Below are 22,990 nucleotides of genomic sequence, written 5' to 3' on the forward strand. Positions count from 1 at the left end.
GACCGGGGTGGAGGGAGGGTGGGGGGATGGAACTACTTGTGCTGGGTGGGACGGAGTTCGTCGGGCGGGCCGTGGTCGAGGACGCGGTGGAGCGCGGGTGGGGGGTGACGGTGTTCAACCGGGGAAACCGGGAGGTGCCGCGGGGAGCGCGGGGCCTGCGCGGGGACCGGGCGAAGGGGGAGTTGGGGGAGCTGGCCGCGGGGGAGTGGGACGCGGTGGTGGACACGTGGTCGGGGGACCCGGCGGCGGTGCGGGACGCGGTCCGGGTGCTGGGCGGTCGGGTCGGCCGGTACGGATACGTGTCGAGCCGGTCGGTGTACGCGTATCCGGCGGGCGCGGGCCTGGACGAGCACGGCGCGCTGGTCGACGGCAAGGGCGACGACTACGCCGACGTGAAGCGGGCCGGCGAGATCGCGGCGCAGGAGGCGTACGGCGACGCGGCGCTGCTGGTGCGGGCCGGGCTGATCCTGGGTCCGTACGAGAACATCGGGCGGCTGCCGTGGTGGCTGCGGCGGATCGCCCGCGGCGGTGAGGTACTGGCGCCCGGGCCGCGGGATTTGGCCCTGCAGTACATCGACGTACGGGACCTGGCCGGCTGGACGCTCGACGCGCTGGCCGCGGGCCTCGGCGGGCCGTACAACCTGGTCAGCCCGTCCGGGCACACCACGATGGGCGAGCTGCTGGAGACGTGCGCGCGGGTGACCGGCTCGGACGCGGCGCTGCGCTGGGTGGCGCCGGAGGTGGTCGAGGCGGCCGGGATCGAGCCGTGGACGGACCTGCCGGTGTGGCTGCCGCCGGGCGAGCTGCACGACACGCTGCACCGCGGCGACGTGCGGAAGGCGCTGGGCGCGGGCCTGCGCTGCCGTCCGGTCGGGGAGACCGTCGCGGACACCTGGCGCTGGCTGGAGGGCATCGGCGGGGTGGCGCCCCAGCGGCCGGACCGCGAGCCGGTGGGGCTCGACCCGGAGGTGGAGCGCAGGGTGCTCGACGGGCTCGGCGAACTCGCCGGCTGACGCACAGCGTCCGGCGCACGGCGTCCGGCGCACGGCATCCGGTCCGCTCAGGTCCGCGCCGGTCCGCTCCAGCGCACTCCGCTCCGCTCAGCCGGACTGGTAGATCGTCGTGCACAGCAGCGTGCTGCCGTCGTTCACCAGCCAGGCCCAGTACCGGGTCCGGTCGCTCGCCCCCTGCACGCAGTTGTTCGCGGAGGCGCCCGACGGGGCCCGGTAGACGCCCGATATCCACATGACCTGGTTGTACGGCACCGGGACCTGCTTCGCGGTGCAGTCCACGGCCGTCATCGGGCCGATGCTGATGGAGTCGCCGGACTGCGTGCCGAGCAGGCAGTAGTGCGGGAGGAAGACGCGGGTGAGGCACAGCCGCGTGGTGTCGCCCGAGGACGCGGAGTAGTAGCTCCACGACGACTTGCCGGTACCGCTCGGGCAGCTGCCGCTGGTGCGGCTGGTGACCTGGACCAGGCCGCCCCACTGGCCCGAGCAGGACACCGGGCTCGGCGGGACGGAGGCGCTCCACGCGATGGTGCTGCCGCCGCGGCCGGTGTCGTAGACCGGCAGGCAGTCGCCGACCGGCACGGCCTTGAACGCCTCTTCGGTCGGATCGGGCGGCGGGGTCGTGGTGGTGGGTGCGGGAGGCGTCGTGTCCGGGACGGTGTCGCCGTCCGAGCCGTCCGAGCTGCCGACGGAGCCGCCCGAGTCGTCCGAGCCGCCGTCCGACGCGGTGCCGGCGTCGTCGCCGCCGGTGCTGTCCGAGGCGGCGCCGGCGTTGCCGGTGTTCGGGTCGTCGGACGAGAGGCCGCTCCCGCCGGACGAGAACGCGTTCGCCGACGCGTTGCCCGTCGCGCCGGCGGTCGAGCCCGAGCCGTGGTGGCCGGTCCACGGATGCCAGGCCACCAGCGCGACCAGAAGCACGACGGCCAGCAGCATGCCGCTGACGGACTCCCCCTGCTTCGACTTGGCCGCGGCGGCACGGCGTTCGGCCGCGCGCTGGTCGGCCTTGCGCTGCTCGGCCTTCTTCTGCTCGGCTGCGCGCCGCTCGGCGGCCAGTTCCTCGGCTCTGCGCTGCTCCGCCCGGCGCTGTTCCGCTGCGCGCCGCTCGGCCTTCTCGCGTTCCGCCTTCTCGCGCTCGGCCCTCTTCCGGGCCGCCTCCGCGGCGGCCGCCGCTTCCGCCGCCTCCTGTTCTGCCCGCCGCTGCCGCTCGGCCTCGGCCGCCTTCGCCCGTGTCGCCGCGGCCAGTTCGCGCAGCTCCCGCTCCCGCTGCTCGCGCGCCTGGCGGGCCTGCTCCTCCCGCTCCCGGCGGGCCGCCCGCTCCCGGGTGTCCACGAGGGTGGGCGCCGGCGGCGGCAGCGGGCGGGTGTGCTCGTCGGCCATCGCGACGGCGCCGCCCTCGTCCAGGTCCAGCGCCCGCCCGTGCGCCTCGTACGCGTCGATCAGCGCCGTCCAGCGCACCGGCAGCCGGTGCTGCGCGCCGCGCGCCGCGGGCGCCCGGTCGGCCTCGTCGATGAAGCGCACCAGGAGTTCGCCGAGGGTGGGGCGCGCCTCGGGTTCCGCGGCCAGGGTCGGGTGGATCAGCGGGGCCAGCGCCGGCGGCAGACCGGACAGGTCGAGGGTGCCGGCCTGCACCCGGGCCAGCCGTTGCAGCGGGCCGTCGTCGGTCTCCGGGTAGGGCGCGCGGCCGACCGCGAGGTGGAAGAGGGTCGCGCCCAGCGAGAACACGTCCGACGCCTGGGTGGAGCGCCGGCCGAGCGCCTGCTCCGGCGAGGTGTAGTCGATGGTGCCCAGCGTCAGCGAGGTGGTGGTCTTGTCGATCGCGTGCGAGATGCCGAAGTCGATGACCAGCGGCCCGGTCAGCGGCAGCAGGATGTTCTGGGGTTTGACGTCGCGGTGCACGACGCCCTTGTCGTGCAGGGCCAGCAGGGCCTGTACGGTGCCGGCCGCCAGCCAGGGCAGCGCCTCGGGCGGCAGCGGGCCCGCCGCGCGGACCAGGTCGCCCAGCGACGGCGCGGGCACGTAGTCGATGGCCATCCAGGGCCGTTCGGCCCGGGCGTCGGCGTCGAGCAAGCGGGCGGTGTAGGAGCTGTCCACCCGCCGGGCCAGATCCACCTCGCGGGCGAAGCGCTTGCGGTCGGGCTCGCTGACCACGCCCTCCGCCAGCAGCGTCTTGACCGCGACGAGCGGGCCCTCCCGCTGGGGCCTGGCCAGGTAGATCCGCCCCATGCCGCCGGTGGTCAGCCGCCACAGCAGCCGGTACGGTCCGAGCCGCCTCGGGTCGTCCTCGCCGAGCGGCCTGATGCCGATACCGGCCATGCCCCCGCCTCCCCCTGGCCCCTGCTGACCCGTCCCGTGTCCCTGGGTGACACGACGGTCGCGCCTTGCGCGGTTGCAGACGGGGCGGACGAACGCGGGGAGGAGGAAGGGAGGAAGGGTGAACGACCCGCGGAGGGAAGCCTGTCGGCGGGCCGGGCGGCGCTCAGTCCGCGGCCGGCGGCCGCAGCAGGTCCGCGCACCCCGCGCCGACGGCCGTGGCGAGCCACAGGAAGTCGCCGAGGCCGCCCTTCGCGGTCAGCTCGGCCGCTTCCGTGGCGGCGGCCAGCGCCCGCAGATAGGCGGGCGCGTCCTGCGCGGCCAGGGCGAGCGGGGGCCGCTGCCCGCGCACCCCCAGCGCGTGCAGTGCCTCGCGCTGCGTGGTCAGGGTGCCCGGGAGCGCGTCCATCGCCACGTGCGCGGTCAGGTCCATCGAGCCGTCCGGCACGGCGACGGCCTGGCGGCCGTCGCGATACCCCGTCAGGGTGCCCAGCGCCGGGCGGGCCGCCGCGGTGTGGCCGTAGTCCACCGCCACCGCCAGGCCCGCGGCCAGCGCGGCGACGGCCCGCCGCCAGGCCGCCTCACGGTCGCGGCCGATCTCCGCACGCCGGTCCGGCCCGCCGCCCGCGCCCAGCGGCCACCACCTCTCCAGCCACCTCGCGTCCTCATCGCTCACCCGGGCGCCCAGGCGTTCCGCGCCGTCCGCCCGCCGCACCTCGACGTAGCGGGCGTGGCCGTCGGGGCCGGGCGCGGCGACCGGCAGGGGAACGTTGTCGAGCCATTCGTTGGCGAACAGCAGGCCGCGCGCGCCCGCGGGAGGTTCGGCGGTCCAGGTGACACGGGGGTCGAGCCCGGCCGGGCGGGCGGAGCGCTCGACGGCGTGCACGCGCACGCGGGCCGCGAGCGACGGCGGGAGGGCGGCCAGCACACCGGCGGCGAGTTCGCCCGAGCCCGCCGCCATGTCGACGAAGTCCAGCTCCGCGGGGTGGCCGAGCGCGGTGTCCACCCGGGCGAGGAGTTCCGCCACGGCGCCGGCGAACAGCGAGGACGCGTGCACGGAGGTGCGGAAGTGGTCGGCGGGCCGCTCCCGGCGGAAGAATCCACCGGGGCCGTAGAGTGCCAGCTCCATCGCGTCCCGCCAGGGCAGCCACCCGGGCACGCGGTCCTGATCCGGGCCCGGACCCGGATCGGGGCGGCCGGAACCCGTGGCGCTGCTCACAGGGGAACCTTACCGACCTGCCCACGCGTCGAAGAGCGTGGGAGGTGTGTCGTCCGAGGCCGGTAAGGTGCCTGGCATACCACAGTCGAGGGAGTGGACAGCGGATGACTGCCGGAAACGACGGCACGCCGGAGAACGACGACCCGTTCGCGTATCTCTACCGGTCGGAGGGCGACGACCAGCCCGACCCGGCCGGCGGCCAGCCGGCGGCCGGGCAGCCCGGCGTGCCCCGCACCTCGTACCACCAGGTGCAGCGGGTCGGTGAGCGGCGCCCGGCGACCGGTGGCTACGGCTACCCGCCGCAGGCCCCGCCCCAGCAGCAGGGCGGCGGCGGTTACGGCTACCCGCCCCAGGCGCCGTACGGCTACGACCAGGGCCGGCAGCAGTACGCGGGCCAGTACGGCGGGCCGACCGCGCAGTACCCGCAGGCGCAGGGCCAGCCGCAGCAGTCCGGCCCGCCGCCGTACGACCCGCAGCAGGGCCCGCCCGGGGGCCGCAGGGCCGGTGGGCCGGGCGGCCAGGACGGCTCCGGCGCCCCGAACCGCAGGGGCCTGCTGATCGCGGCCGTCGCGGTGGTCGCCGCCGTCGCGATCGGCATCGCGTTCGCGATGACCAACAGCTCGGGCGACAAGAAGAAGCAGGCCGACGACAAGCCGACCGGCGCGACCAGCGCGAGCACCGCGCCGAGCCAGTCCGCGTCGCCGTCCGCGACCCCGGCGCCGTTCGACTCGAAGAAGGTCGACGCGTCCACGCTCGCGCTGACCGGCGGCGCCGCGAAGAGCACCGAGCACCCGGGCGCGAACGCGTCGGGCGGCACCTACGTCGACAGCATGGGCACCCAGGGCGCCACGGTGAGCTGGACGGTGGTCGTGCCGAAGGACGACGCCTACACGTACTTCGTCAGCTACGCGAACGCCGGCCCCGACGCCACCCTCACCCTCGGCGTGAACGGCAAGCCGCGCACCGACCCGGTGAAGCTCAAGAACTACGGCAACGCCACCGACTGGGCGAAGGCGTGGAACATGACGACCTTCAACTACGTGAACCTGAAGAAGGGCGCCAACGTCCTGACGCTGTCCTGCACCCCGGCCGACAGCAACTGCGGGGCCAACCTCGACCAGGTGTGGCTCAAGGAGGGCACGGTCACGAAGTAGGCGGACCGCTCCGCGGGGCCGGCGCTCCCGGCCCGGCCGCCCGCCTCGGCCGCCTACCCCGCCGGGACGACCTCCACCTTCGGCAGCAGCTCCCCGTACCCGGCCTCGTCGTACTCCCCGGCGGCCGGTGCCAGCACGGTCGCCGCCGACAGGGCGACCGCGCGGGCCAGCCGGTCCGGCCACGGCAGCCCCTCCACGTGCCCGGACAGCAGCCCGGCGACCGCCGAGTCGCCGGCGCCGGTGGGGTTGCCCGCCAGCCGGCCCGGGGGCAGGGCCCGCCAGGCGCCGTCCTCGGTGACCGCGAGCATCCCGTCGGCGCCGAGCGACGCGGCCACCCCGCGGGCGCCCCGCCGCCTGGCGTCGTGGGCCGCGCGGGCGGGCTCGGAGAAGCCGGTCAGCCCGGCCAGCTCGGCCGCGTTGGGCTTGATCAGGTCGGGGCGGGCGGCAAGGCCGCGGCGCAGCGGCTCCCCGCTGGTGTCGAGCAGGACGTAGACGCCCGCCGCGCGCGCCTCCCGGACCAGTTCGGCGTACGCGCCGACCGCCAGGCCCGGCGGCAGGCTCCCGCACAGCGCGACCGCCTCGGTGTCGGGGCCGGCGAGCAGCTCGCGGTAGACGTCGAGGAACGCCGCCCACTCGGCGGGGCCGACGGTCGGCCCGGGCTCGTTGAACATGGTGGTGTCGCCGGTGGCCGCGTCCACCACGCCGACCGTGCGCCGGGTGCTGCCGGCCACCGGTACCAGGGCGTCGGTGAGCCGGTCCGCGTGCGGCACCGCCGCGAGGCCGCGGCGCAGCTCGTCGCCCGCCGGGCCGCCGGCGAAGCCGGTGACGGTGGCGCGGTGGCCGAGCGCGGCGAGCACGCGGGCGACGTTGAGTCCCTTGCCGCCGGGCCGTTCCACCGCCTCCAGCACCCGGTGGGTGGCATGCGGTATCAGGGACGGGACCCGGTAGGTCACATCCAGGGCGCTGTTGAGCGTGACGGTGATGATCACCTGTTGATTTTGGCAAACGGACGGCGGCGGGCCCAGAGCGGGACGGCCGCTTTTACCGGGAAGTTGAAGACGGGACGGGCGACGGGCGCCGGGCGGGCGGCCCGAAGCAGCCCGTGGCGGCCCCGCGGCCGGGGAGGGCCGACGGGGCCGCACGGGCGACGGGCGGGAGGGCTGGGGCGCATGGCGGGCCTCGGGTTCCGCTACGACCGCTCGGCGGGAGCGGCCGAGGCGGGGGACGCGGGGGAGGCGGAAGCGGGCGGCTCGACCACCCACGCGCCCTTGTGCATGACACCCACCAGGTCGTACGCCTCGTCCAGCACCACCAGGTCCGCGTCCTTGCCGGGCTCCAGCGAGCCGATCCGGTCCGACAGGCCCAGCAGCCGGGCCGGGTTGACCGAGATCGCCTGCACGGCGTCGGTGAGCGAGAGCCCGTCAATGGTGAGCGCGCGCTTGAACGCGGTGTCCAGGGTGAGCGTCGACCCGGCGATCGAGTCGCCCTCCGCCAGCCGCGCCACGCCCTGCCGTACCTCGACCTTCAGCGGCCCGAGGTCGTACATCCCGTCGCCGAAGCCGGCCGCGTCCATCGCGTCGGTGATGAACGCGACCCGGGCGGCGCCGGCGCTGCCGAAGGCGAGTTCGAGCACGGACGGGTGCAGGTGGGTGCCGTCGTTGATCAGCTCCACCGTGATCCGCTCGTCCTCCAGCAGCGCCGAGATCGGGCCCGGCTCGCGGTGGTGGAGCGGCGGCATCGCGTTGAACAGGTGGGTCGCCACGGTCGCGCCCGCGTCGATCGCCTGGCGGGTCTGCTCGTAGTCGGCGTCGGTGTGGCCGATCGCGGCGATCACCCCGAGGTCGGCGAGCAGCCGTACCGACTCGATGCCGCCGGGCAGTTCGGCGGCGAGCGTGACCATCCGCACCGCGCCGCGGCCGGCCTCGATCAGCTTGCGCACGGTCGCCGGGTCGGGGTCGCGCAGCAGCGTCGGGTCGTGCGCGCCCTTGCGGCAGGGCGAGATGAACGGGCCCTCGTAGTGGATGCCGGCCAGGTCGCCCTGCTCGACGATCTCGGAGAGCAGCGCCGCCTGCCGGGCGAGCGCGTCGAGGTTCTCGGTGACGGTGGAGGCGACCACCGTGGTGGTGCCGTGCTCGCGGTGGGTGCGCACGCCGGTGAGGATGTCCTCGGCGGTGCCGGAGGTGAAGGACGCGCCGCCGCCGCCGTGGTTGTGGATGTCCACGAACCCGGGCACCACCGTGTAGCCGCGCCCGGCCAGGTCGTGGGTGGCCTGCTCGGCCTGCTCGTCGGCGGCGATCCGGGTGCCGTCGACCGTGATCCGGCCGCTGTTCACCACGCCGGACGGCAGCACCACGCGGGCACCCGTCAGGACGGTGCGCTGCGTTGTCGTTACGGGGGCCATCAGGCGGATACCTCCACGGAGATCAGATCCCAGGCGAGCAGGCCCGCGCCCAGGCAGCCGGCGGTGTCTCCCAGCGCGGCAGGGACGATGAGCGGGAGTTTCTGGAAGGTGATGCGCGCCTCGACGGCCGCCCGCAACGGGCCGAAGAGGGTGTCGCCGGCCTCGGCGAGGCCGCCGCCGATGACCAGCACCCGGGGGTCGAGCAGGGTCAGTCCGGTGACCAGGCCGTCGGCGAGCGCGTCGATCGCCTCCCGCCACACCTCGATCGCCGCCAGGTCGCCGGCCTCGACCGCCCGCGCGCAGGCGGCCGCGTCGGCGGCCGGATCACCGCTGGCGGCGGCCCAGGTCCGGGAGACCGCGCCGGCCGAGGCGTACGCCTCCAGGCAGCCGCGCTGCCCGCAGCCGCACTCCCGGCCGCCGGGGCGGACCACGATGTGGCCGATCTCCCCGGCGTAGCCGTGCGCGCCGGCCTCGATCCGGCCCTCGATGCCGATGGCGCCGGCGATGCCGGTGCCCAGCGGCAGGAACAGGAACCGGTCGGCGCCGTTGCCCGCGCCGATCCGCCCCTCGGCCAGGCCGCCGGCCCGCACGTCGTGGTTGAGCGCCACCGGCAGACCGTCCAGCCGCTCGGAGAGCAGGTCGCGCAGCGGCAGGTCCTTCCAGCCCAGGTTGGCGGCGTAGACGGCGATGCCGGCCGCGGCGTCCACGATGCCGGGCACCACCACGCCGGCGGCCACCGCGCCTTCGCCGTACTCGGCGCGGCCGTGCTCGCGCAGGTCCGCGGCGAAGTCGAGAATCGCGGTCACCACGGCCTGTGCGCCGCGCTCGCGGCCCGTCGGTCGGCGTGCCTGGTGCAGCAGCGTGCCGTCTTCGGCGACCAGCGCCGCCTTCATCCCGGTGCCGCCCACATCGAGGGCGATGACATGTCTCACGTGGACAGTCTCGCGTCTCACCCCTATAGAGGTCTAGTCCACTCGGCCCGGAAGATCGATTCTCAGGAAAGATGCATATTGCCGGGCAGGTCAGAGGGGTGCGGTCGGGGAGGCGAAAAAGCCCGTCACGAGGCGGGCGGCGGGCGCAGGATGGGGCCCGCCGTCGAAGAGATCTCACTCATGGTGTAGACCTTGGCTAAAGATATGGGGAAGACTCGGCTCTTTCTGCGGTGGCCCGGCGGGCGGCCCCGCCCGCATCCCGATCTTTCCCGAAGTCCCAAGGGTGGTAGGAACAGTGCAGCGGCGACGACTTCTCGGCCTCGCGGCCGGCCTCACTTCCGCGCTGGCCCTGACGGGGGTCAGCGCCTGCGGCGGCTCCACGGCGCAGAGCAAGGACGTGACGCTGCACCTGGTGGCCGCGGACTACGGCGACGCGAAGACCGACAACAGCTCGCTGGTGTACTGGAACGACATCGTGCACGGCTTCGAGAAGCAGTACCCGGACATCAAGGTCGATGTGCAGGTACTGAGCTGGAACGACGTGGACGACAAGGTCGCCGCCATGGTCAAGGCCGGCAACCCGCCGGACATCGCGCAGATGGGCTCGTACGCCGACTACGCCGCCAAGGGCCAGCTCTACAGCGCCGACCAGCTCTTCACGGTGAGCCAGCAGGCCGACTTCATCCCCTCGCTGGCCCAGGCCGGATCGGTCGACCGCACCCAGTACGGCCTGCCGTGGGCGTCCAGTTCCCGGATGTTCTTCTACAACAAGGACCTGTTCAAGCACGCCGGCATCTACAAGGCGCCCAGGACCTGGGACGACCTCGCCGCCGACGCGAAGCTGCTCAAGGCGGACGGCGTGAAGGTCCCCTACGGGCTGCCGCTCGGCCCGGAGGAGTCGCAGGCGGAGTCCCTGATGTGGATGCTCGGCGCCAACGGCGGCATCACCGACACGGTCGGCAACTACACCTTCGACTCCGCCGAGAACGTCGAGGCGTTCACCTGGCTGAAGAAGAACCTCGTCGACGCGAAGCTGATCGGCGGGAAGGACCCCGCCAAGACCAACCGGCAGGAGGTCTTCGACGACTTCATGTCCGGCAACGCGGGCATGATCAACGGCCACCCGACGCTGCTGGCGCAGGCCCGCGCGCGCGGCGTCGACGTCGGCGTCGCGCCGCTGCCGGGCAAGGACGGCCCGGACCAGGACACCCTCGGCGTCGCCGACTGGGCGATGGCCTTCAAGCAGAACGGCAACCTCGACGCCGACCGCAAGCTGCTCCGGTACGTCTACCAGACCAAGAACACGGTCAAGTTCCTCGACGAGTACGGCCTGCTGCCGGTGACCACCTCGGCCTCCCAGGTCATGCAGGGCGAGAAGCGCGACGCCGACCTCGTCCAGTTCCTGAACCTGCTGCCCGAGGCGGTCTTCTACCCGGTGGACAAGACCTCCTGGACGAAGGTGAACGACCGGGTGAAGAAGGTCATCGGCACGGCGGTGCACAGCGACCCGAAGACCGTACTGTCGCAGTTGCAGAACTTCGCGGAGGTCCAGGACGGGCAGGGGCTGACGTCCCAACCGCAGTAGGGGGTGCGATCGAGGTGACCGAGCGGGGCGGCGAAGCCGCACGGACGGACCCCGGTGCGGATACGGATACGGGTGCGGGTGCGGAGACGGTCGGCGGTTCCGCCGGGCTCTCCGCGCGGGACCTGGCGGTGCTCGACCTCGCCGGCCGGAACTGGACCGGGCCCGGTCCGCGCGACCGGGCGATCCGGGAACGGCTCGGCATCTCCCCGACCGCGTTCTTCCAGCACCTCAACGCCCTCCTCGACGACCCCCGCGCCCTCCGGGCCGCCCCGACCACGGTCAACCGCTGGCGCCTGACAAGACAACGCCGCTCAGAAAACCGCTGAGCCGGGTGTCCTGGGTGACCCTCTTCTCGCGGGAGGGGCCGCACGAATCCGGGGGCGCGCGGAACGGCGTGCGCAACCACCGACAGGTGGCCCCCGGACCGACAGCACGGACCACTCCGGAGGGTTCCGCTAGGCTCGACCGCATGGCTTACGCCGAGACGTTCACCCCGCACACCCCCGAGGGCAAGGACGCTCTGACCGCGTTGCTGGCCCACCCCGAACGTGCCGTCGTCGCGCTGGACTTCGACGGCACGCTCGCCCCCATCGTGCCGGACCCCGAACAGGCCCGTGCGCACCCGGGCGCGGCAGGAGCGCTGGCCCGGCTCGCCCCGCACCTGGCCGCGGCGGCGATCATCACCGGCCGCCCGGCGGGGGTCGCCGTACGGTACGGCGGCTTCGCCGGGGTCCCCGGCCTGGAGCACCTCGTGGTCCTCGGCCACTACGGCGCCGAGCGCTGGGACCCCCGCAGCGGCGAGGTGCACGCGCCCGCCGCGCACCCCGGCGTCACCGCCGTCCGTGCCGAACTGCCCGGCTTCCTGGAGTCGATCGGCGCGTGGCGCGGCACCTGGATCGAGGACAAGGGCGGCCGCGCGGTCGCCGTCCACACCCGCCGCACCGAGGACCCGGACGCCGCGTTCGAGGCGCTGCGCGTGCCGCTGGGCGAACTCGCCGCGCGGCACGGCCTCGTGGTCGAACCCGGCCGCTACGTCCTCGAACTGCGCCCGCCCGGCGTGGACAAGGGCGTGGCCCTCGCTTCGTACCTCCGCGAGGTCGGCGCGGGCAGCGTGCTGTACGCCGGCGACGACCTCGGCGACCTCGCCGCCTACGCCGCCGTCGCGGAACTGCGTGCCCAGGGCCTGCCCGGGCTCCTCGTCGCCAGCGCGGGCGCCGAGGAGACCCCCAAGGAGGTGCTGGCGCAGGCCGACCTCACCGTCGAGGGCCCGTCCGGCGTCGTCGCCCTCCTCAACCACCTCGCCGACGAACTGGGTTGACCCGGCCGTCGACCCGGCGCCGCGGGGTCCGTCACCGCGAGGTGATCCTGCGGTGCGTGACGCGCCAACCGCGCGGGCCGCGTACGAGGGTGTCGTCGTAGGTGACGCTCCCGCTGGTGCCGTCGGCCATGACGCCGATCCCCTTGGACCGGGCGTAGGCCCGGTCCGCGTGTTCGCCGGCGCGGACGACCGTGTTGGTGACGTGGTGGCCGACAGGGTTGGCCGGGCCGAGGGCGTGGGCGGCGTCGACGAGGGCGTCGAGCCCGTGCAGGGTGCCGCGGGCCGGGGTGAGTCCGGTGAGGTCGTAGACGACGTCGGAGCTGAACACCTCGTCCAGCCGGTCGAGTTCACCGGCGTCGGTGAGGTGGCCGTGCAGGGCCAGCAGGTCGGTGATCGCGATCCGGTCCTCGCCGCTGACCACGCCGGCCGGGCTCGCGGTGGTCCGGTCCGGCCCGGGTGCCGGTGCCCCCAGGGCCGTGAGGAGTTCGGGCAGGCGGCCGAGCGCCTTCGCCCCGGCCAGCGGGTCGGCATAGTCGCGGCTGTGCACGATGTGGCCGTCGCGGATGGTCAGGAACATCGCGAAGGAGAGGGTGAAGGGCGCGTCGCCGGCGAGCAGGCGGCCGTCCAACGTGTACTCGGCGACGACCAGTTCGGGGTCGCCGGTCTCGTGCAGCCGTACGTCCCGCACGGTCTCGTAGCGGCGGACGGCCGCACCCGCCCGGAACCGGGACCGTAGCTCCTCGCGGGTGGTCTCGGTGCGGGCCGGATACAACTCGGGCGGGGCGAAGGGCATGTCGATGACGACGTGCGGGGCGTAGAAGTCGGCGAGGGCGCCGGGGTCCTCGCCGATGGTGGCGGCGAGGAACCCCTCGACGGTCTCGCGGGGCGTGCGCGTGGGCATGGCTGACGTCCTCCCGGGGCACCGTAGAATCGGAGAGTGCGCCCCGGTTGTCACCGTACCGGAGAGTGCTCTCCAGTTGAAGTGGTACCCGGGACCGGGTACGGGAAGGGGCGATCGACGTGCCGGAGACGAGGCCGCTGCGGGCCGACGCGCAGCGCAACCGGGACCGGCTGCTGGAGGTCGCCCGGGAGGCGTTCGCCACCGAGGGCATCGCGGTGCCGCTCGACGTGATCGCCCGGCGCGCCGGGGTGGGTCCCGGCACCCTCTACCGGCACTTCCCCACGAAGGAAGCCCTGTTCGAGGCCGTCGTGCACGACCGGCTGCACCAGCTCATCCACCGGGCCCGCGAACTCGGCGACGCGGACGGCGACTTCGGCGGCGACCCCGGGACCGCGCTGGCCGCGTTCCTCGACCACCTGCTGCGCGAGTCCGCGCCCAAGCAGGACCTCGTCGACGCGCTGGTCGGCTCCGGCGTCGACATCCAGGACGCGGTGCTGGCCACCGCCGCCGTCCTCCGCGAGGAGATCGCCGGGCTGCTCGCGCGCGCCCAGGCCGCCGGCACCGTCCGCGCCGACCTCACCGCCGCCGACCTGATGGCGCTGGTCTCCGCCTTCCTCCACGCCATGCGCCCGCGCTCGGCCACCCCCGCCGACCCGGCCCGGCTGCTGTCGGTCCTCCTCGACGGCCTGGCCCCGAAGCCCCCGGTTTCTGAGCCGGCTGTCGACGCCGGCTCCTGACGCGGGCTCCTGACGCGGGGTCCGCCCCGGTGTCCGGGGCGTGGGCTACGCGCCCGCGCCCGGGACGGAGTTGAGCAGGTGCACGGCCGCGGGGGTGAGGGTGTGCCAGACGTGCTCGCGCTCGCGACGGGAGGTGAGCAGGCCCGCCTCGCGCAGCACCGTCGCGTGCTTGCTCGCGCTCGACGCGGAGATGGCCAGCCGGCGCGCCAACTCCCCGGTGGTGGTGCCGTCGTCGACCGCCTCCAGTACCGCGGCGCGGGTGTGGCCGAGCAGCGCGGCCAGCGCCGAGCGCCGTGCCGACGGCGGCGGGGCGAGGACGCGGGCGACGTCGGACGACTCCAGCGGCACCGGGTGGATCAGCACGGCCTCACCGCCCTCGGTGGGCCTGAACATCTGCGGGGTGTCGCAGAAGAACGACGGCACCAGGGCCAGGCCCTGCCCGTCCAGCCGAACGTCTCTGGTGCTCCAGGCCGGTTCGGCGGCGATCTCCAGCACCGGCGGCGACCAGCGCAGCCACGGCCCGAGCCGCGCGAACAGCGCGTCCACCCCGCCGCTCGCCATCGCCCGGCCGTACGAGGCCAGTTGACCGGACAGCGCACTGTGCAGCCGGTCCCAGTAAGGGCCGATCGCCGTCGAGAAGGCCGAGTTGAGCGCTCCCGACACCCGCGCCGCCGAGGCGCCGCCGCCCCCGATCCCGCTCATCAGCCAATCCGGCTGGCGTTCGAGGAACTTGGGCGGATACAGCCTGAGCTCCTCCCGTAACCGGCGCGGTCCCGCCAGCAGATCCGCTATGCCCTCGTCCAGTTCGGCGTCCGCGCCCAGGGCCGTGAACAGGTCCAGCGCCCGGCGCGGCTCCGCCCAGGCCAGCGCCAGCGTCCGCGCGTCCGGCGGCAACCTGTCCCGCACCCGCGCCCGCCACCCGCCCAGCAGCGGTGTGCGGCACGGCAGTTGCGCCGTCGACAGCGCGACCATGCACTCCGTCAACGGCCCGGCGGGCGCCACCCGCAGCCGTGCGACGTCCCCGGCGGTGAAATGGACCCTCAGCACTCCGGACTCCCCCGTCGAAGCGTCGGCTTCCCCTCCCACGCTAGCGCCGTGCCCGGAAAGGTTCACCGGTTCGCGGCGCCGGCGCGTGGGGCCACCGGTCGTATCCGCTCCGCCGGCCGCCGTCCCACCGCGGCCGTGACGTCGAGGACGGCGCCCTCCTCGCGGGATGGCCCGGATGGCCCGGAGGAACCGGATGGCCCGGAGGAACCGGATAGCCCGGAGGGCCCGGATGACGTCCGACTACCCGCCGAGGGCGTGGAGCTGGTCGAGGAACCACTGGCTCGGGGGGAGCGCGGTGGCTGCCGCGGCGAGGCGCTTGGTGCGGTCGGCGCGGTCGGCCTCGGGGAGGGTGAGCGCGAGGTTGAGGGCGACGGCGGTCGCGCGGATGTCGTAGGGGTTGACGGTGAAGGCGTCGTCCCCCAACTCCTCGAAGGCGCCCGCCTCGCGGGACAGCACGAGCGCGACCCCCTGGTCGGAGACGACCGGGACCTCCTTGGCGACGAGGTTCATGCCGTCGCGGATCGGGTTGACGAGCGCCACGTCGGCGAGGCGGTAGGCCGCGAGCGAGCGGGCGAAGTCGTCGTCGACCTTGAGGATGACCGGCGTCCACCCGTCGGTGCCGAAGTCGTCGTTGATCGCGGTGGCCACCCGGGAGACCTCCGCGGTGTACTCCCGGTAGATCGCCAGGTCCTGCCGCGACGGGTAGGCGAAGGCGACGTGCACCACGCGCTCGCGCCAACCCGGGTGCTCGGTGAGGAGCTGCCGGTAGGCGTGCAGGCCGCGCACGATGTTCTTCGACAGCTCGGTGCGGTCCACCCGGACGATCAGCCGCCGCCCCGGCCCGGCCTCCGCGCGCAGCGCCGCCATCCGCTCGCCGACGTCGGGCCGCTGCGAGCGCTCGCGCAGGAACTCCCCGTCGGCGCCCAGTCCGTGCACGCCCAGCCGGGTGGTCCGGCCGCGGTACGTGACCGCGTCGCCGTCGGCGGACACCTCGGCGCCCAGCACGTCGGCGCAGCACGCGGCGAACGCAGCGGCCCAGCGGCGGGTGAGGAACGCGGCCCGGTTGGCACCGAGGATGCCTTCGAGCAGGCGCGCGGCCACGTCGTCGGGCAGCAGGCGGAAGTAGTCCGGCGGGGCCCACGGCGTGTGCGAGAAGTGGCCGATCCGCAGGTCGGGGCGGCGCTCGCGGAGCAGCGCGGGCACCAGCGCGAGGTGGTAGTCCTGCACGAGGACGGCGGCGCCCTCGGCGGCCTCCTGGGCGAGCGCGTCGGCGAACGCCTCGTTGTACGCCTCGTAGGCGGCCCACTGGCCGCGGAACTCCTCGTCGAAGACCGGCTCGAACGGGGTCTGGTAGAGCAGGTGGTGCACGAACCACAGCACCGAGTTCGCGATGTCGTTGTACGCCGAGTGGAACACCTCCGGCGGCACCGCGATCATCCGCACCCCGGGCTCGGCGACGCCGCGCCGCACCGCCTCCCGGTCACCCTCCGAGAGCGCCGCGCACACCCACACGGCGCCCGCGTCCGGGCCGATCGCGCTCAGCCCCGAGACGACGCCGCCACCACCGCGACGGCTCCCCAGGGTGCCGTCGGGTGCCACGGTGTACGACACCGGGCCGCGGTTCGACGCGACCAGAATCCGGGCACCCTGCGAAGATCCCTCCATGCCGCGAGCCTAGCCATTTACCGTGCAGCTCAAACGTGTATTCGGTGCCCTTCGCCCGTCGCGACGCCGCGCTACGCCGCCCGGCGGGCGAGGTATTCCGGCAGGACGCTCATGGGGGGCCGCTCCTCCGTGTCGACCGGGTGGGTGCTGGGGACGAAGGCGGCGCCGGAGCGGCCGAACTGCGTGAGCCGCGGCCGTACCAGTTGCCCCCGGGCGAGCCGGACCTGCGCGGTCCGGTAGATCGCCGCCGCCATCCGCCCGAGCGCCTGGCCGTCCTGGTGCCGGTGATGGCGCACCCCGACGTCGACCTGCCCGAGCGCGTCCAGCCCGACCAGGCCCAACGCATCGATGAGCATGCCGAGTTCGACGCCGTACCCGACCGGGAACGGGAGCCGTTCGAGCAGCGAGCGGCGGGCCGCGTACTCCCCGCCGAGCGGCTGGACGAAGCCGGCCAGCTGCGGCCAGTGCAGGTTGAGCAGGGGGCGGGCGACGAGTTCGGTGACGCGGCCGCCGCCCGCGGGCACCACGGTCCCGCCGGTCTCCAGCGGGCGGTCGTACATCGCCTTGACCAGCTGCACGGCGGGCTCGGTGAGCAGCGGCCCGACGATCCCGGAGACGAAGCGGGCGTCGAACCCGCGCAGGTCCGCGTCGACGAAGCAGACGATCTCGCCGCTGGTCACCAGCAGCGACCGCCACAGCACCTCGCCCTTGCCGGGCACGGCCGGCAGCCGCGGCAGGATCGCGTCCCGGTCGACCACGCGGGCGCCCGCCGCGGCGGCGACCTCGGCCGTACGGTCGGTCGAGCCGGAGTCGACGACGACCAGCTCGTCCACCAGCGGCACTTGCGCGGACATCAGGTCCCGGCGGATCGCGGCCACGATGGCACCGACGGTGGCCTCCTCGTCCAGCGCCGGCAGCACCACGCTGACCGTGCCCTGGCTGCCGGCCGCGCGTTTGGCGGCGAGCAGCAGGTCAAGCGGCCGGTCGGCGGCCGACCACGACCTCCCGCGCAGCCAGTGCTCCACCTCGTCGAGCACGTGAGTCCTCTCCCTCGGACACGCCCTGATGCCCGGCGTGTGATCCATCTCGCGGTGCGGACGACTATCTCAACCGCCGCCCGTGTCGGTTACAGTCTTGAACAACGCGTGACGCCACCGCATGCCGGGGGCGTGGCGCGTGACAAACGCGACGGGTGCGGTCCGTACCGCCCGGTCGCCATACCGCTCATCCAGAGGGGCAGAGGGAACGGCCCGTAGAAGCCCCGGCAACCCTCCCGCCGACCGCGAGGTCAAGCACGGTGGGGAAGGTGCCAATTCCGTCTCGTGACGCGCCCGCGTGCGAGGAAGATGAGGAGAAAGGGCCTCGCCTGTCATGGCTGCGCAAACCGTCGCAAGTACCACCACCACCGACTCCGCCCTCGGCGCCCAGGGTGCCCAGGACGCCGGAGCACCCGCACCGTTCGGACCGGCCGCCGCGCTGTCCTGCCGGGAGTGCGGCACCCGCTACCCGCTGAGCCCGGTCTTCGCCTGCCTGGAGTGTTTCGGGCCGCTCGAAGTGGCCTACGACCTGCCGACCGGCGACCCCGAGGCGCTGCGCGCGCGGATCGAGGCCGGGCCGACCAACATCTGGCGGTACGCCCCGCTGCTGCCGGTGCCGGTCGACGTCGCTACCAAGCCGAACCTCAACCCCGGCTGGACCAAGCTCGTCAAGGCCGACAACCTCGCCCGAGAACTGGGCATCACCGGCGGCCTGCACGTCAAGGACGACTCCGGCAACCCCACCCACTCCTTCAAGGACCGGGTGGTCGCGATCGCGCTGGAGGCCGCCCGCACCTTCGGCCTCACCACGCTGTCCTGCTCCTCCACCGGCAACCTGGCCGGCGCGGTCGGCGCCGCGGCCGCCCGGGCGGGCTTCCGCTCCTGCGTGTTCATCCCGCACGACCTGGAGGCCGGCAAGGTCGTGATGGCCGCGGTCTACGGCGGCGAACTGGTCGGCATCGAGGGCTCCTACGACGACGTGAACCGCTTCTGCTCCGAGCTGATCGGCGACCCGATCGGCGAGGGCTGGGGCTTCGTCAACGTCAACCTGCGGCCGTACTACGGCGAGGGCTCCAAGACGCTCGCCTACGAGATCGCCGAGCAGCTCGGCTGGCGGCTGCCGGACAACCTGGTCATCCCGATCGCGTCCGGCTCGCAGCTCACCAAGATCGACAAGGGCCTCAAGGAGCTGATCGCGCTCGGCCTGGTCGAGGAGAAGCCCTACAAGATCTACGGCGCCCAGGCCGAGGGGTGCTCCCCGGTGTCGGCGGCCTTCAAGGCCGGGCACGACGTCGTGCGGCCGGTGAAGCCGGACACCATCGCCAAGTCGCTGGCGATCGGCAACCCGGCGGACGGCCCGTACGTCCTGGACATCGCCCGGCGCACCGGCGGGGCCGTGGAGGACGTGAACGACGAGCAGATCGTGGACGCGATCAAGTTGCTCGCGCGGACCGAGGGCATCTTCGCCGAGACCGCGGGCGGTGTGACCGTCGGCGTGCTGAAGAAGCTGATCGAGTCCGGGCAGCTCGACCCGGCCGCCGAGACCGTCGTGCTCAACACCGGCGACGGACTGAAGACCCTGGACGCGGTGGCGCCGACCACCGGACCGACCGCGACCATTCGCCCGACCCTTGCCGCATTCCGAGAGGCTGGCCTCGCATGAGTGCTTCCGTACGTATCCCCACCATTCTCCGCACCTACACCGGCGGCCAGGCCGAGGTGCCCGCCGAGGGTTCGACCCTCGCCGAGGTGATCGGCTCGCTCGAGCGCGATCACAAGGGCATTTCGGCGCGCGTGCTGGATGACGCAGGAAAGCTGCGGCGCTTTGTGAACGTGTATGTCAACGACGACGACGTGCGGTTTTCCCAAGGGCTGGAGACGGCCGTGCCGGATGGCGCGAGCGTCTCGATCATTCCCGCGGTAGCCGGCGGCTGAACCTCGCGGACGGACTTCGTCTCGGCGACCGAACCGGCCGTCGCCCAGCGGGAGTTGGTCCGCCAGTGCGGGTTCTGGCGGTTTGTGCCCCGTTCACCCCTTCGGGTGGACGGGGCATCCGCGTCGCAGGGCGGTAGTTGAAAAGTTGTACAGTTGCCGGAGGCAATCTCGCAGCGCGGACACCCGGTCGAGCCGGCTGCGGCGATTTATCGCCAAATTCACGAACGAATTCTCCCTTTCGCCCTTTATGTCCGGCCCGGGTTGCCCTGGCTTATCGTTTTTTCTCGGGCTATTTCCGATGGGTCGCGCCCAGAATTCTCGTCCGATTGACCTGTTGCAGACGGCATCCGTGCAGATACATTCAGCCGCGGTCGACGCGTTCCGGCGCACGCCCCCCAGGACCCCCACCTGTCGACGGTAAGGGGCGAACGGGTGGGTGAGGTCTGACCCGGGCCCGTGAAGTGCGGGGCCGCGATAGGGCCAGCAATAGGGGAGTTAGGAATGGCTCAGGGCACCGTCAAGTGGTTCAACGCGGAGAAGGGCTACGGCTTCATCGCGGTCGACGGTGGTGCGGATGTCTTCGTCCACTACAGCGCGATTCAAATGGACGGGTACCGCACCCTCGAAGAAGGCCAGCGGGTCGAGTTCGAGATCTCGCAGGGTCAGAAGGGGCCGCAGGCGGACATGGTCCGTCTCGCCGGCTGACTTCACGGCGCGTTCGGCCATCGACGCGACCTTTCACACGGAGGAGCCGCACCCCACGGGGTGCGGCTCCCCCTTTTTTCCCGCCCGCGGGGCTCCTCGCGGAAGGCGTGCGCCTTCCAGGGGGCGCTGGGGGCGCCTCCCAGGCGAAGCGCTGGGGAGGGGGTACCTTCCGGCGAGGCCGGCGGGAGAACCGCGCGAGCGACCGCCCACGGGCAGGTGGCCCGGCAACTCGCCGCGGGGGCCGGGCCGGCGGGCGCGGCGCGCCCCGCAAGCGGCCGAACGCGCAGGTCCGCGTGGGTGCGGCCCACGCCGCAAGGACGCCCCTGCCCATGGGGAGTGGGCGCCGCCCGTCCGCCAGGGCACCCCTCCCACGGGGGGTGGGCACCCAAGGACCGCTTGCACTCGCACAGGGAGAGTGCTAATCATTGGCGTTAGCACTCTCCCTGTGAGAGTGACAGCAGGGCCGGGTCGGTGAGGGTCGTACGGGTGCCGGGAAGGAACCGGTGGCCGGCGGTCCGTCCGTCGCGGGCACCACACGGTCCCGAGCGCAAACAACCCAGTCCGCGGAGGACACTTCACCATGGCCAAGATCATCGCGTTCGACGAGGAGGCACGGCGCGGCCTTGAGCGCGGGATGAACCAGCTCGCCGACGCCGTCAAGGTCACCCTGGGCCCCAAGGGCCGGAACGTGGTCCTCGAAAAGAAGTGGGGCGCCCCCACGATCACCAACGATGGTGTCTCCATCGCCAAGGAGATCGAACTCGAGGACCCGTACGAGAAGATCGGCGCCGAGCTGGTCAAGGAAGTCGCGAAGAAGACCGACGACGTGGCCGGTGACGGCACGACGACCGCGACCGTCCTGGCCCAGGCCCTGGTCAAGGAGGGCCTGCGCAACGTCGCCGCGGGCGCCAACCCGATGGCCCTCAAGCGCGGGATCGAGAAGGCCGTCGAGGCCGTCTCCGCCGCGCTGCTGGAGCAGGCGAAGGATGTGGAGACCAAGGAGCAGATCGCCTCCACCGCCTCCATCTCCGCCGCCGACACCCAGATCGGCGAGCTGATCGCCGAGGCCATGGACAAGGTCGGCAAGGAAGGCGTCATCACCGTCGAGGAGTCGCAGACCTTCGGGCTCGAGCTCGAGCTCACCGAGGGCATGCGCTTCGACAAGGGCTTCATCTCCGCCTACTTCGCCACCGACCTGGAGCGGATGGAGGCGTCGCTCGACGACCCCTACATCCTGATCGTCAACTCCAAGATCTCCGCGGTGAAGGACCTGCTTCCGCTGCTGGAGAAGGTCATGCAGTCCGGCAAGCCGCTGCTGATCATCGCCGAGGACGTCGAGGGCGAGGCCCTCTCCACCCTGGTGGTCAACAAGATCCGCGGCACCTTCAAGTCCGTCGCCGTCAAGGCCCCGGGCTTCGGTGACCGCCGCAAGGCCATGCTCGGCGACATCGCCATCCTCACCGGTGGCACCGTCATCTCCGAGGAGGTCGGCCTCAAGCTGGAGAACGCGGGCCTCGACCTGCTCGGCCGCGCCCGCAAGGTCGTCATCACCAAGGACGAGACGACCATCGTCGACGGCGCCGGTGACACCGAGCAGGTGGCCGGCCGGGTCAACCAGATCCGCGCCGAGATCGAGAACAGCGACTCGGACTACGACCGCGAGAAGCTCCAGGAGCGCCTGGCGAAGCTGGCCGGCGGCGTGGCCGTCATCAAGGCCGGTGCCGCCACCGAGGTCGAGCTCAAGGAGCGCAAGCACCGCATCGAGGACGCGGTGCGCAACGCCAAGGCCGCCGTCGAGGAGGGCATCGTCGCCGGTGGTGGCGTGGCCCTGCTCCAGGCGTCCGCCGTCTTCGAGAAGCTGGAGCTGGAGGGTGACGAGGCGACCGGCGCTGCCGCCGTCAAGATCGCCCTCGAGGCCCCGCTGAAGCAGATCGCGGTCAACGCCGGCCTCGAAGGCGGCGTCGTGGTGGAGAAGGTGCGCAACCTCACCCCCGGCCACGGTCTGAACGCGGCCACCGGTGAGTACGTCGACCTCGTCGCCGAGGGCATCATCGACCCGGCGAAGGTGACGCGCTCCGCGCTGCAGAACGCGGCCTCCATCGCCGCGCTCTTCCTCACCACCGAGGCGGTCATCGCCGACAAGCCCGAGAAGGCGGCCCCCGCGGGCGCCCCGGGTGGCATGCCCGGCGGTGACATGGACTTCTGATCCCCCCGGATCGGCGTCCAGCACACGCGTGACGACGGCGCCCCCTCCCTTCGAAGGGAGGGGGCGCCGTCGCGCGTGCGGGAAGGCGTGCGCGGATCAGCCCTGGAGCACGGACTCGACCGCGGCGCGCAGTTCGGGGTCCTGCGGGGTGATGCCCGGACGGAAGCGGGCGACGACCTGGCCGGCCGGGTCGACCAGGAACTTCTCGAAGTTCCACTGCACGTCGCCGGCCTCGCCCTCGGCGTCCGCCTGGCCGGTCAGCGTCCGGTAGACGGGGTGCCGGTCGGGGCCGTTGACCTCGACCTTGTCCGTCATGGGGAAGGTCACACCGTAGGTCGTGGAGCAGAACTCCTGGATCTCCGTGTTCGTGCCCGGCTCCTGCCCGCCGAACTGGTTGCAGGGGAAGCCGACGACGGTGAAGCCCCGCCCCGACAGCTCCTTGTGCAGCTCTTCCAACGCGGTGTACTGCGGGGTCAACCCGCACTGGCTGGCGACGTTCACCACGAGTGCGGCTTTTCCGCCGGTCAGTCGGCCGAAGGTGGTCTCCTCGCCTGCCAGTGTGGTCAGGCCCAGCTCATTCAGATCGCTCATGCCCCCATCATGCTCCACCCGTCCCGGGGGGAAGCGACCCACCGGGGTGGTGCGTTCTGTCGGCCCCGGGACCACCCGCCGGTGGTGGGCTTGTCGCGACGTTCTCCCCCTGGCTTCGCCGGGAGGTACCCCCACCCCCAGAGCTTCGCCTGGGAGGTGCCCCCAGCGCCCCTGGTTCGTGCGGCTCCTTCCGCGGAAGAAGCCGCAGTTGCTCAGGGGCGCGGGGAACTGCGCGCG

20 protein-coding genes and 1 riboswitch are annotated in these 22,990 nt (G+C 73.3%); of the genes, 10 read left to right on the forward strand and 10 right to left on the reverse strand.

Annotated elements, in window-relative coordinates:
* The first annotated feature begins 26 nt into the window (after positions 1-26).
* Positions 27-1,013 (forward strand): NAD-dependent epimerase/dehydratase family protein, encoded by a 987-nt coding sequence (locus tag OG896_RS22805; protein ID WP_329368157.1) that lies wholly within the window; start codon positions 27-29, stop codon positions 1,011-1,013.
* A gap of 87 nt (positions 1,014-1,100) precedes the next feature.
* On the opposite strand, the gene OG896_RS22810 is transcribed toward OG896_RS22805, so the two are convergent.
* Positions 1,101-3,323, reverse strand: coding sequence for a serine/threonine-protein kinase (locus OG896_RS22810; RefSeq protein ID WP_329368159.1), 2,223 nt, complete (start codon positions 3,321-3,323; stop codon positions 1,101-1,103).
* 163 nt (positions 3,324-3,486) lie between these two features.
* On the reverse strand, positions 3,487-4,449 hold the full coding sequence (locus tag OG896_RS22815; RefSeq protein ID WP_329374206.1) for an SAM-dependent methyltransferase: 963 nt from the start codon (positions 4,447-4,449) through the stop codon (positions 3,487-3,489).
* 194 nt (positions 4,450-4,643) lie between these two features.
* On the opposite strand from OG896_RS22815, the gene OG896_RS22820 reads away from it, so the two are divergent.
* Positions 4,644-5,693, forward strand: coding sequence for a carbohydrate-binding protein (locus tag OG896_RS22820; RefSeq protein WP_329368161.1), 1,050 nt, complete (start codon positions 4,644-4,646; stop codon positions 5,691-5,693).
* Between the two features lie 53 nt (positions 5,694-5,746).
* On the opposite strand, the gene OG896_RS22825 is transcribed toward OG896_RS22820, so the two are convergent.
* The 3 genes from OG896_RS22825 to OG896_RS22835 all read right to left on the reverse strand — a co-directional run bounded on the left by OG896_RS22825 (position 5,747) and on the right by OG896_RS22835 (position 9,026).
* Positions 5,747-6,682 (reverse strand): 1-phosphofructokinase family hexose kinase, encoded by a 936-nt coding sequence (locus tag OG896_RS22825; protein ID WP_329368163.1) that lies wholly within the window; start codon positions 6,680-6,682, stop codon positions 5,747-5,749.
* Between the two features lie 200 nt (positions 6,683-6,882).
* Entirely contained in the window at positions 6,883-8,094 is a 1,212-nt protein-coding gene (nagA, locus tag OG896_RS22830; protein ID WP_329368165.1) for an N-acetylglucosamine-6-phosphate deacetylase, read from the reverse strand.
* Positions 8,094-9,026, reverse strand: a complete 933-nt coding sequence (locus OG896_RS22835) for an ROK family protein (protein WP_329368167.1) — start codon at positions 9,024-9,026, stop codon at positions 8,094-8,096. Before OG896_RS22835 ends, nagA begins: the two co-directional genes overlap by 1 nt.
* 295 nt (positions 9,027-9,321) lie before the next feature.
* On the opposite strand from OG896_RS22835, the gene OG896_RS22840 reads away from it, so the two are divergent.
* The 3 genes from OG896_RS22840 to otsB all read left to right on the forward strand — a co-directional run bounded on the left by OG896_RS22840 (position 9,322) and on the right by otsB (position 11,929).
* A complete protein-coding gene (locus OG896_RS22840; RefSeq protein WP_329368169.1) occupies positions 9,322-10,611 on the forward strand; it encodes an ABC transporter substrate-binding protein in 1,290 nt (429 codons plus the stop codon).
* A 14-nt stretch (positions 10,612-10,625) separates the two neighbouring features.
* Positions 10,626-10,937, forward strand: a complete 312-nt coding sequence (locus OG896_RS22845; protein WP_329368171.1) for a DUF3263 domain-containing protein — start codon at positions 10,626-10,628, stop codon at positions 10,935-10,937.
* Positions 10,938-11,080: 143 nt separating this feature from the next.
* Positions 11,081-11,929 carry a trehalose-phosphatase gene (gene otsB, locus OG896_RS22850; RefSeq protein ID WP_329368172.1) on the forward strand — a complete coding sequence of 283 codons (849 nt, stop codon included), beginning with the start codon at positions 11,081-11,083 and terminating at the stop codon, positions 11,927-11,929.
* 31 nt (positions 11,930-11,960) lie between these two features.
* Here otsB and OG896_RS22855 read toward each other — a convergent pair whose 3' ends face one another.
* Positions 11,961-12,830 carry a nuclear transport factor 2 family protein gene (locus tag OG896_RS22855; RefSeq protein WP_329368174.1) on the reverse strand — a complete coding sequence of 290 codons (870 nt, stop codon included), beginning with the start codon at positions 12,828-12,830 and terminating at the stop codon, positions 11,961-11,963.
* 119 nt (positions 12,831-12,949) lie between these two features.
* On the opposite strand from OG896_RS22855, the gene OG896_RS22860 reads away from it, so the two are divergent.
* Positions 12,950-13,567, forward strand: a complete 618-nt coding sequence (locus tag OG896_RS22860; protein WP_329368177.1) for a TetR/AcrR family transcriptional regulator — start codon at positions 12,950-12,952, stop codon at positions 13,565-13,567.
* A gap of 45 nt (positions 13,568-13,612) precedes the next feature.
* Here OG896_RS22860 and OG896_RS22865 read toward each other — a convergent pair whose 3' ends face one another.
* The 3 genes from OG896_RS22865 to OG896_RS22875 all read right to left on the reverse strand — a co-directional run bounded on the left by OG896_RS22865 (position 13,613) and on the right by OG896_RS22875 (position 17,316).
* Entirely contained in the window at positions 13,613-14,614 is a 1,002-nt protein-coding gene (locus OG896_RS22865; protein ID WP_329368178.1) for an ArsR/SmtB family transcription factor, read from the reverse strand.
* Between the two features lie 240 nt (positions 14,615-14,854).
* On the reverse strand, positions 14,855-16,279 hold the full coding sequence (locus OG896_RS22870) for an alpha,alpha-trehalose-phosphate synthase (UDP-forming) (protein WP_329368180.1): 1,425 nt from the start codon (positions 16,277-16,279) through the stop codon (positions 14,855-14,857).
* A gap of 71 nt (positions 16,280-16,350) precedes the next feature.
* A complete protein-coding gene (locus OG896_RS22875) occupies positions 16,351-17,316 on the reverse strand; it encodes a glucosyl-3-phosphoglycerate synthase (protein WP_329368182.1) in 966 nt (321 codons plus the stop codon).
* Between the two features lie 184 nt (positions 17,317-17,500).
* Positions 17,501-17,632, forward strand: a riboswitch (SAM riboswitch).
* 18 nt (positions 17,633-17,650) lie between these two features.
* Between OG896_RS22875 and thrC the strand changes: the two genes are divergently transcribed.
* The 4 genes from thrC to groL all read left to right on the forward strand — a co-directional run bounded on the left by thrC (position 17,651) and on the right by groL (position 22,162).
* Positions 17,651-18,979, forward strand: a complete 1,329-nt coding sequence (thrC, locus tag OG896_RS22880; RefSeq protein WP_328465218.1) for a threonine synthase — start codon at positions 17,651-17,653, stop codon at positions 18,977-18,979.
* Positions 18,976-19,251, forward strand: a complete 276-nt coding sequence (locus OG896_RS22885; RefSeq protein WP_329368185.1) for a MoaD/ThiS family protein — start codon at positions 18,976-18,978, stop codon at positions 19,249-19,251. The genes thrC and OG896_RS22885 overlap by 4 nt, the downstream gene beginning before the upstream one ends.
* A gap of 501 nt (positions 19,252-19,752) precedes the next feature.
* The gene (locus tag OG896_RS22890) at positions 19,753-19,956 is read left to right on the forward strand and encodes a cold-shock protein (protein WP_009339379.1); all 204 of its coding nucleotides are present in this window, start codon (positions 19,753-19,755) and stop codon (positions 19,954-19,956) included.
* A gap of 580 nt (positions 19,957-20,536) precedes the next feature.
* Entirely contained in the window at positions 20,537-22,162 is a 1,626-nt protein-coding gene (gene groL, locus OG896_RS22895) for a chaperonin GroEL (RefSeq protein ID WP_328465213.1), read from the forward strand.
* A 96-nt stretch (positions 22,163-22,258) separates the two neighbouring features.
* Here groL and OG896_RS22900 read toward each other — a convergent pair whose 3' ends face one another.
* Positions 22,259-22,753, reverse strand: a complete 495-nt coding sequence (locus OG896_RS22900; protein WP_328465211.1) for a glutathione peroxidase — start codon at positions 22,751-22,753, stop codon at positions 22,259-22,261.
* Positions 22,754-22,990 lie beyond the last annotated feature (237 nt).

This window comes from Streptomyces sp. NBC_00669 (assembly GCF_036226785.1).
In the GTDB taxonomy this organism is placed as follows: Bacteria; Actinomycetota; Actinomycetes; order Streptomycetales; family Streptomycetaceae; genus Actinacidiphila.

Bases quoted from the DNA above. Each gene is read 5' to 3' on its own strand.
- nagA (WP_329368165.1), bottom strand. From the start codon at position 8,094: ATGGCCCCCGTAACGACAACGCAGCGCACCGTCCTGACGGGTGCCCGC.
- OG896_RS22855 (WP_329368174.1), bottom strand. From the start codon at position 12,830: ATGCCCACGCGCACGCCCCGCGAGACCGTCGAGGGGTTCCTCGCCGCC.
- otsB (WP_329368172.1), top strand. From the start codon at position 11,081: ATGGCTTACGCCGAGACGTTCACCCCGCACACCCCCGAGGGCAAGGAC.
- OG896_RS22820 (WP_329368161.1), top strand. From the start codon at position 4,644: ATGACTGCCGGAAACGACGGCACGCCGGAGAACGACGACCCGTTCGCG.
- OG896_RS22805 (WP_329368157.1), top strand. From the start codon at position 27: ATGGAACTACTTGTGCTGGGTGGGACGGAGTTCGTCGGGCGGGCCGTG.
- OG896_RS22870 (WP_329368180.1), bottom strand. From the start codon at position 16,279: ATGGAGGGATCTTCGCAGGGTGCCCGGATTCTGGTCGCGTCGAACCGC.
- OG896_RS22885 (WP_329368185.1), top strand. From the start codon at position 18,976: ATGAGTGCTTCCGTACGTATCCCCACCATTCTCCGCACCTACACCGGC.
- OG896_RS22810 (WP_329368159.1), bottom strand. From the start codon at position 3,323: ATGGCCGGTATCGGCATCAGGCCGCTCGGCGAGGACGACCCGAGGCGG.
- thrC (WP_328465218.1), top strand. From the start codon at position 17,651: ATGGCTGCGCAAACCGTCGCAAGTACCACCACCACCGACTCCGCCCTC.
- groL (WP_328465213.1), top strand. From the start codon at position 20,537: ATGGCCAAGATCATCGCGTTCGACGAGGAGGCACGGCGCGGCCTTGAG.
- OG896_RS22900 (WP_328465211.1), bottom strand. From the start codon at position 22,753: ATGAGCGATCTGAATGAGCTGGGCCTGACCACACTGGCAGGCGAGGAG.
- OG896_RS22890 (WP_009339379.1), top strand. From the start codon at position 19,753: ATGGCTCAGGGCACCGTCAAGTGGTTCAACGCGGAGAAGGGCTACGGC.
- OG896_RS22815 (WP_329374206.1), bottom strand. From the start codon at position 4,449: ATGGAGCTGGCACTCTACGGCCCCGGTGGATTCTTCCGCCGGGAGCGG.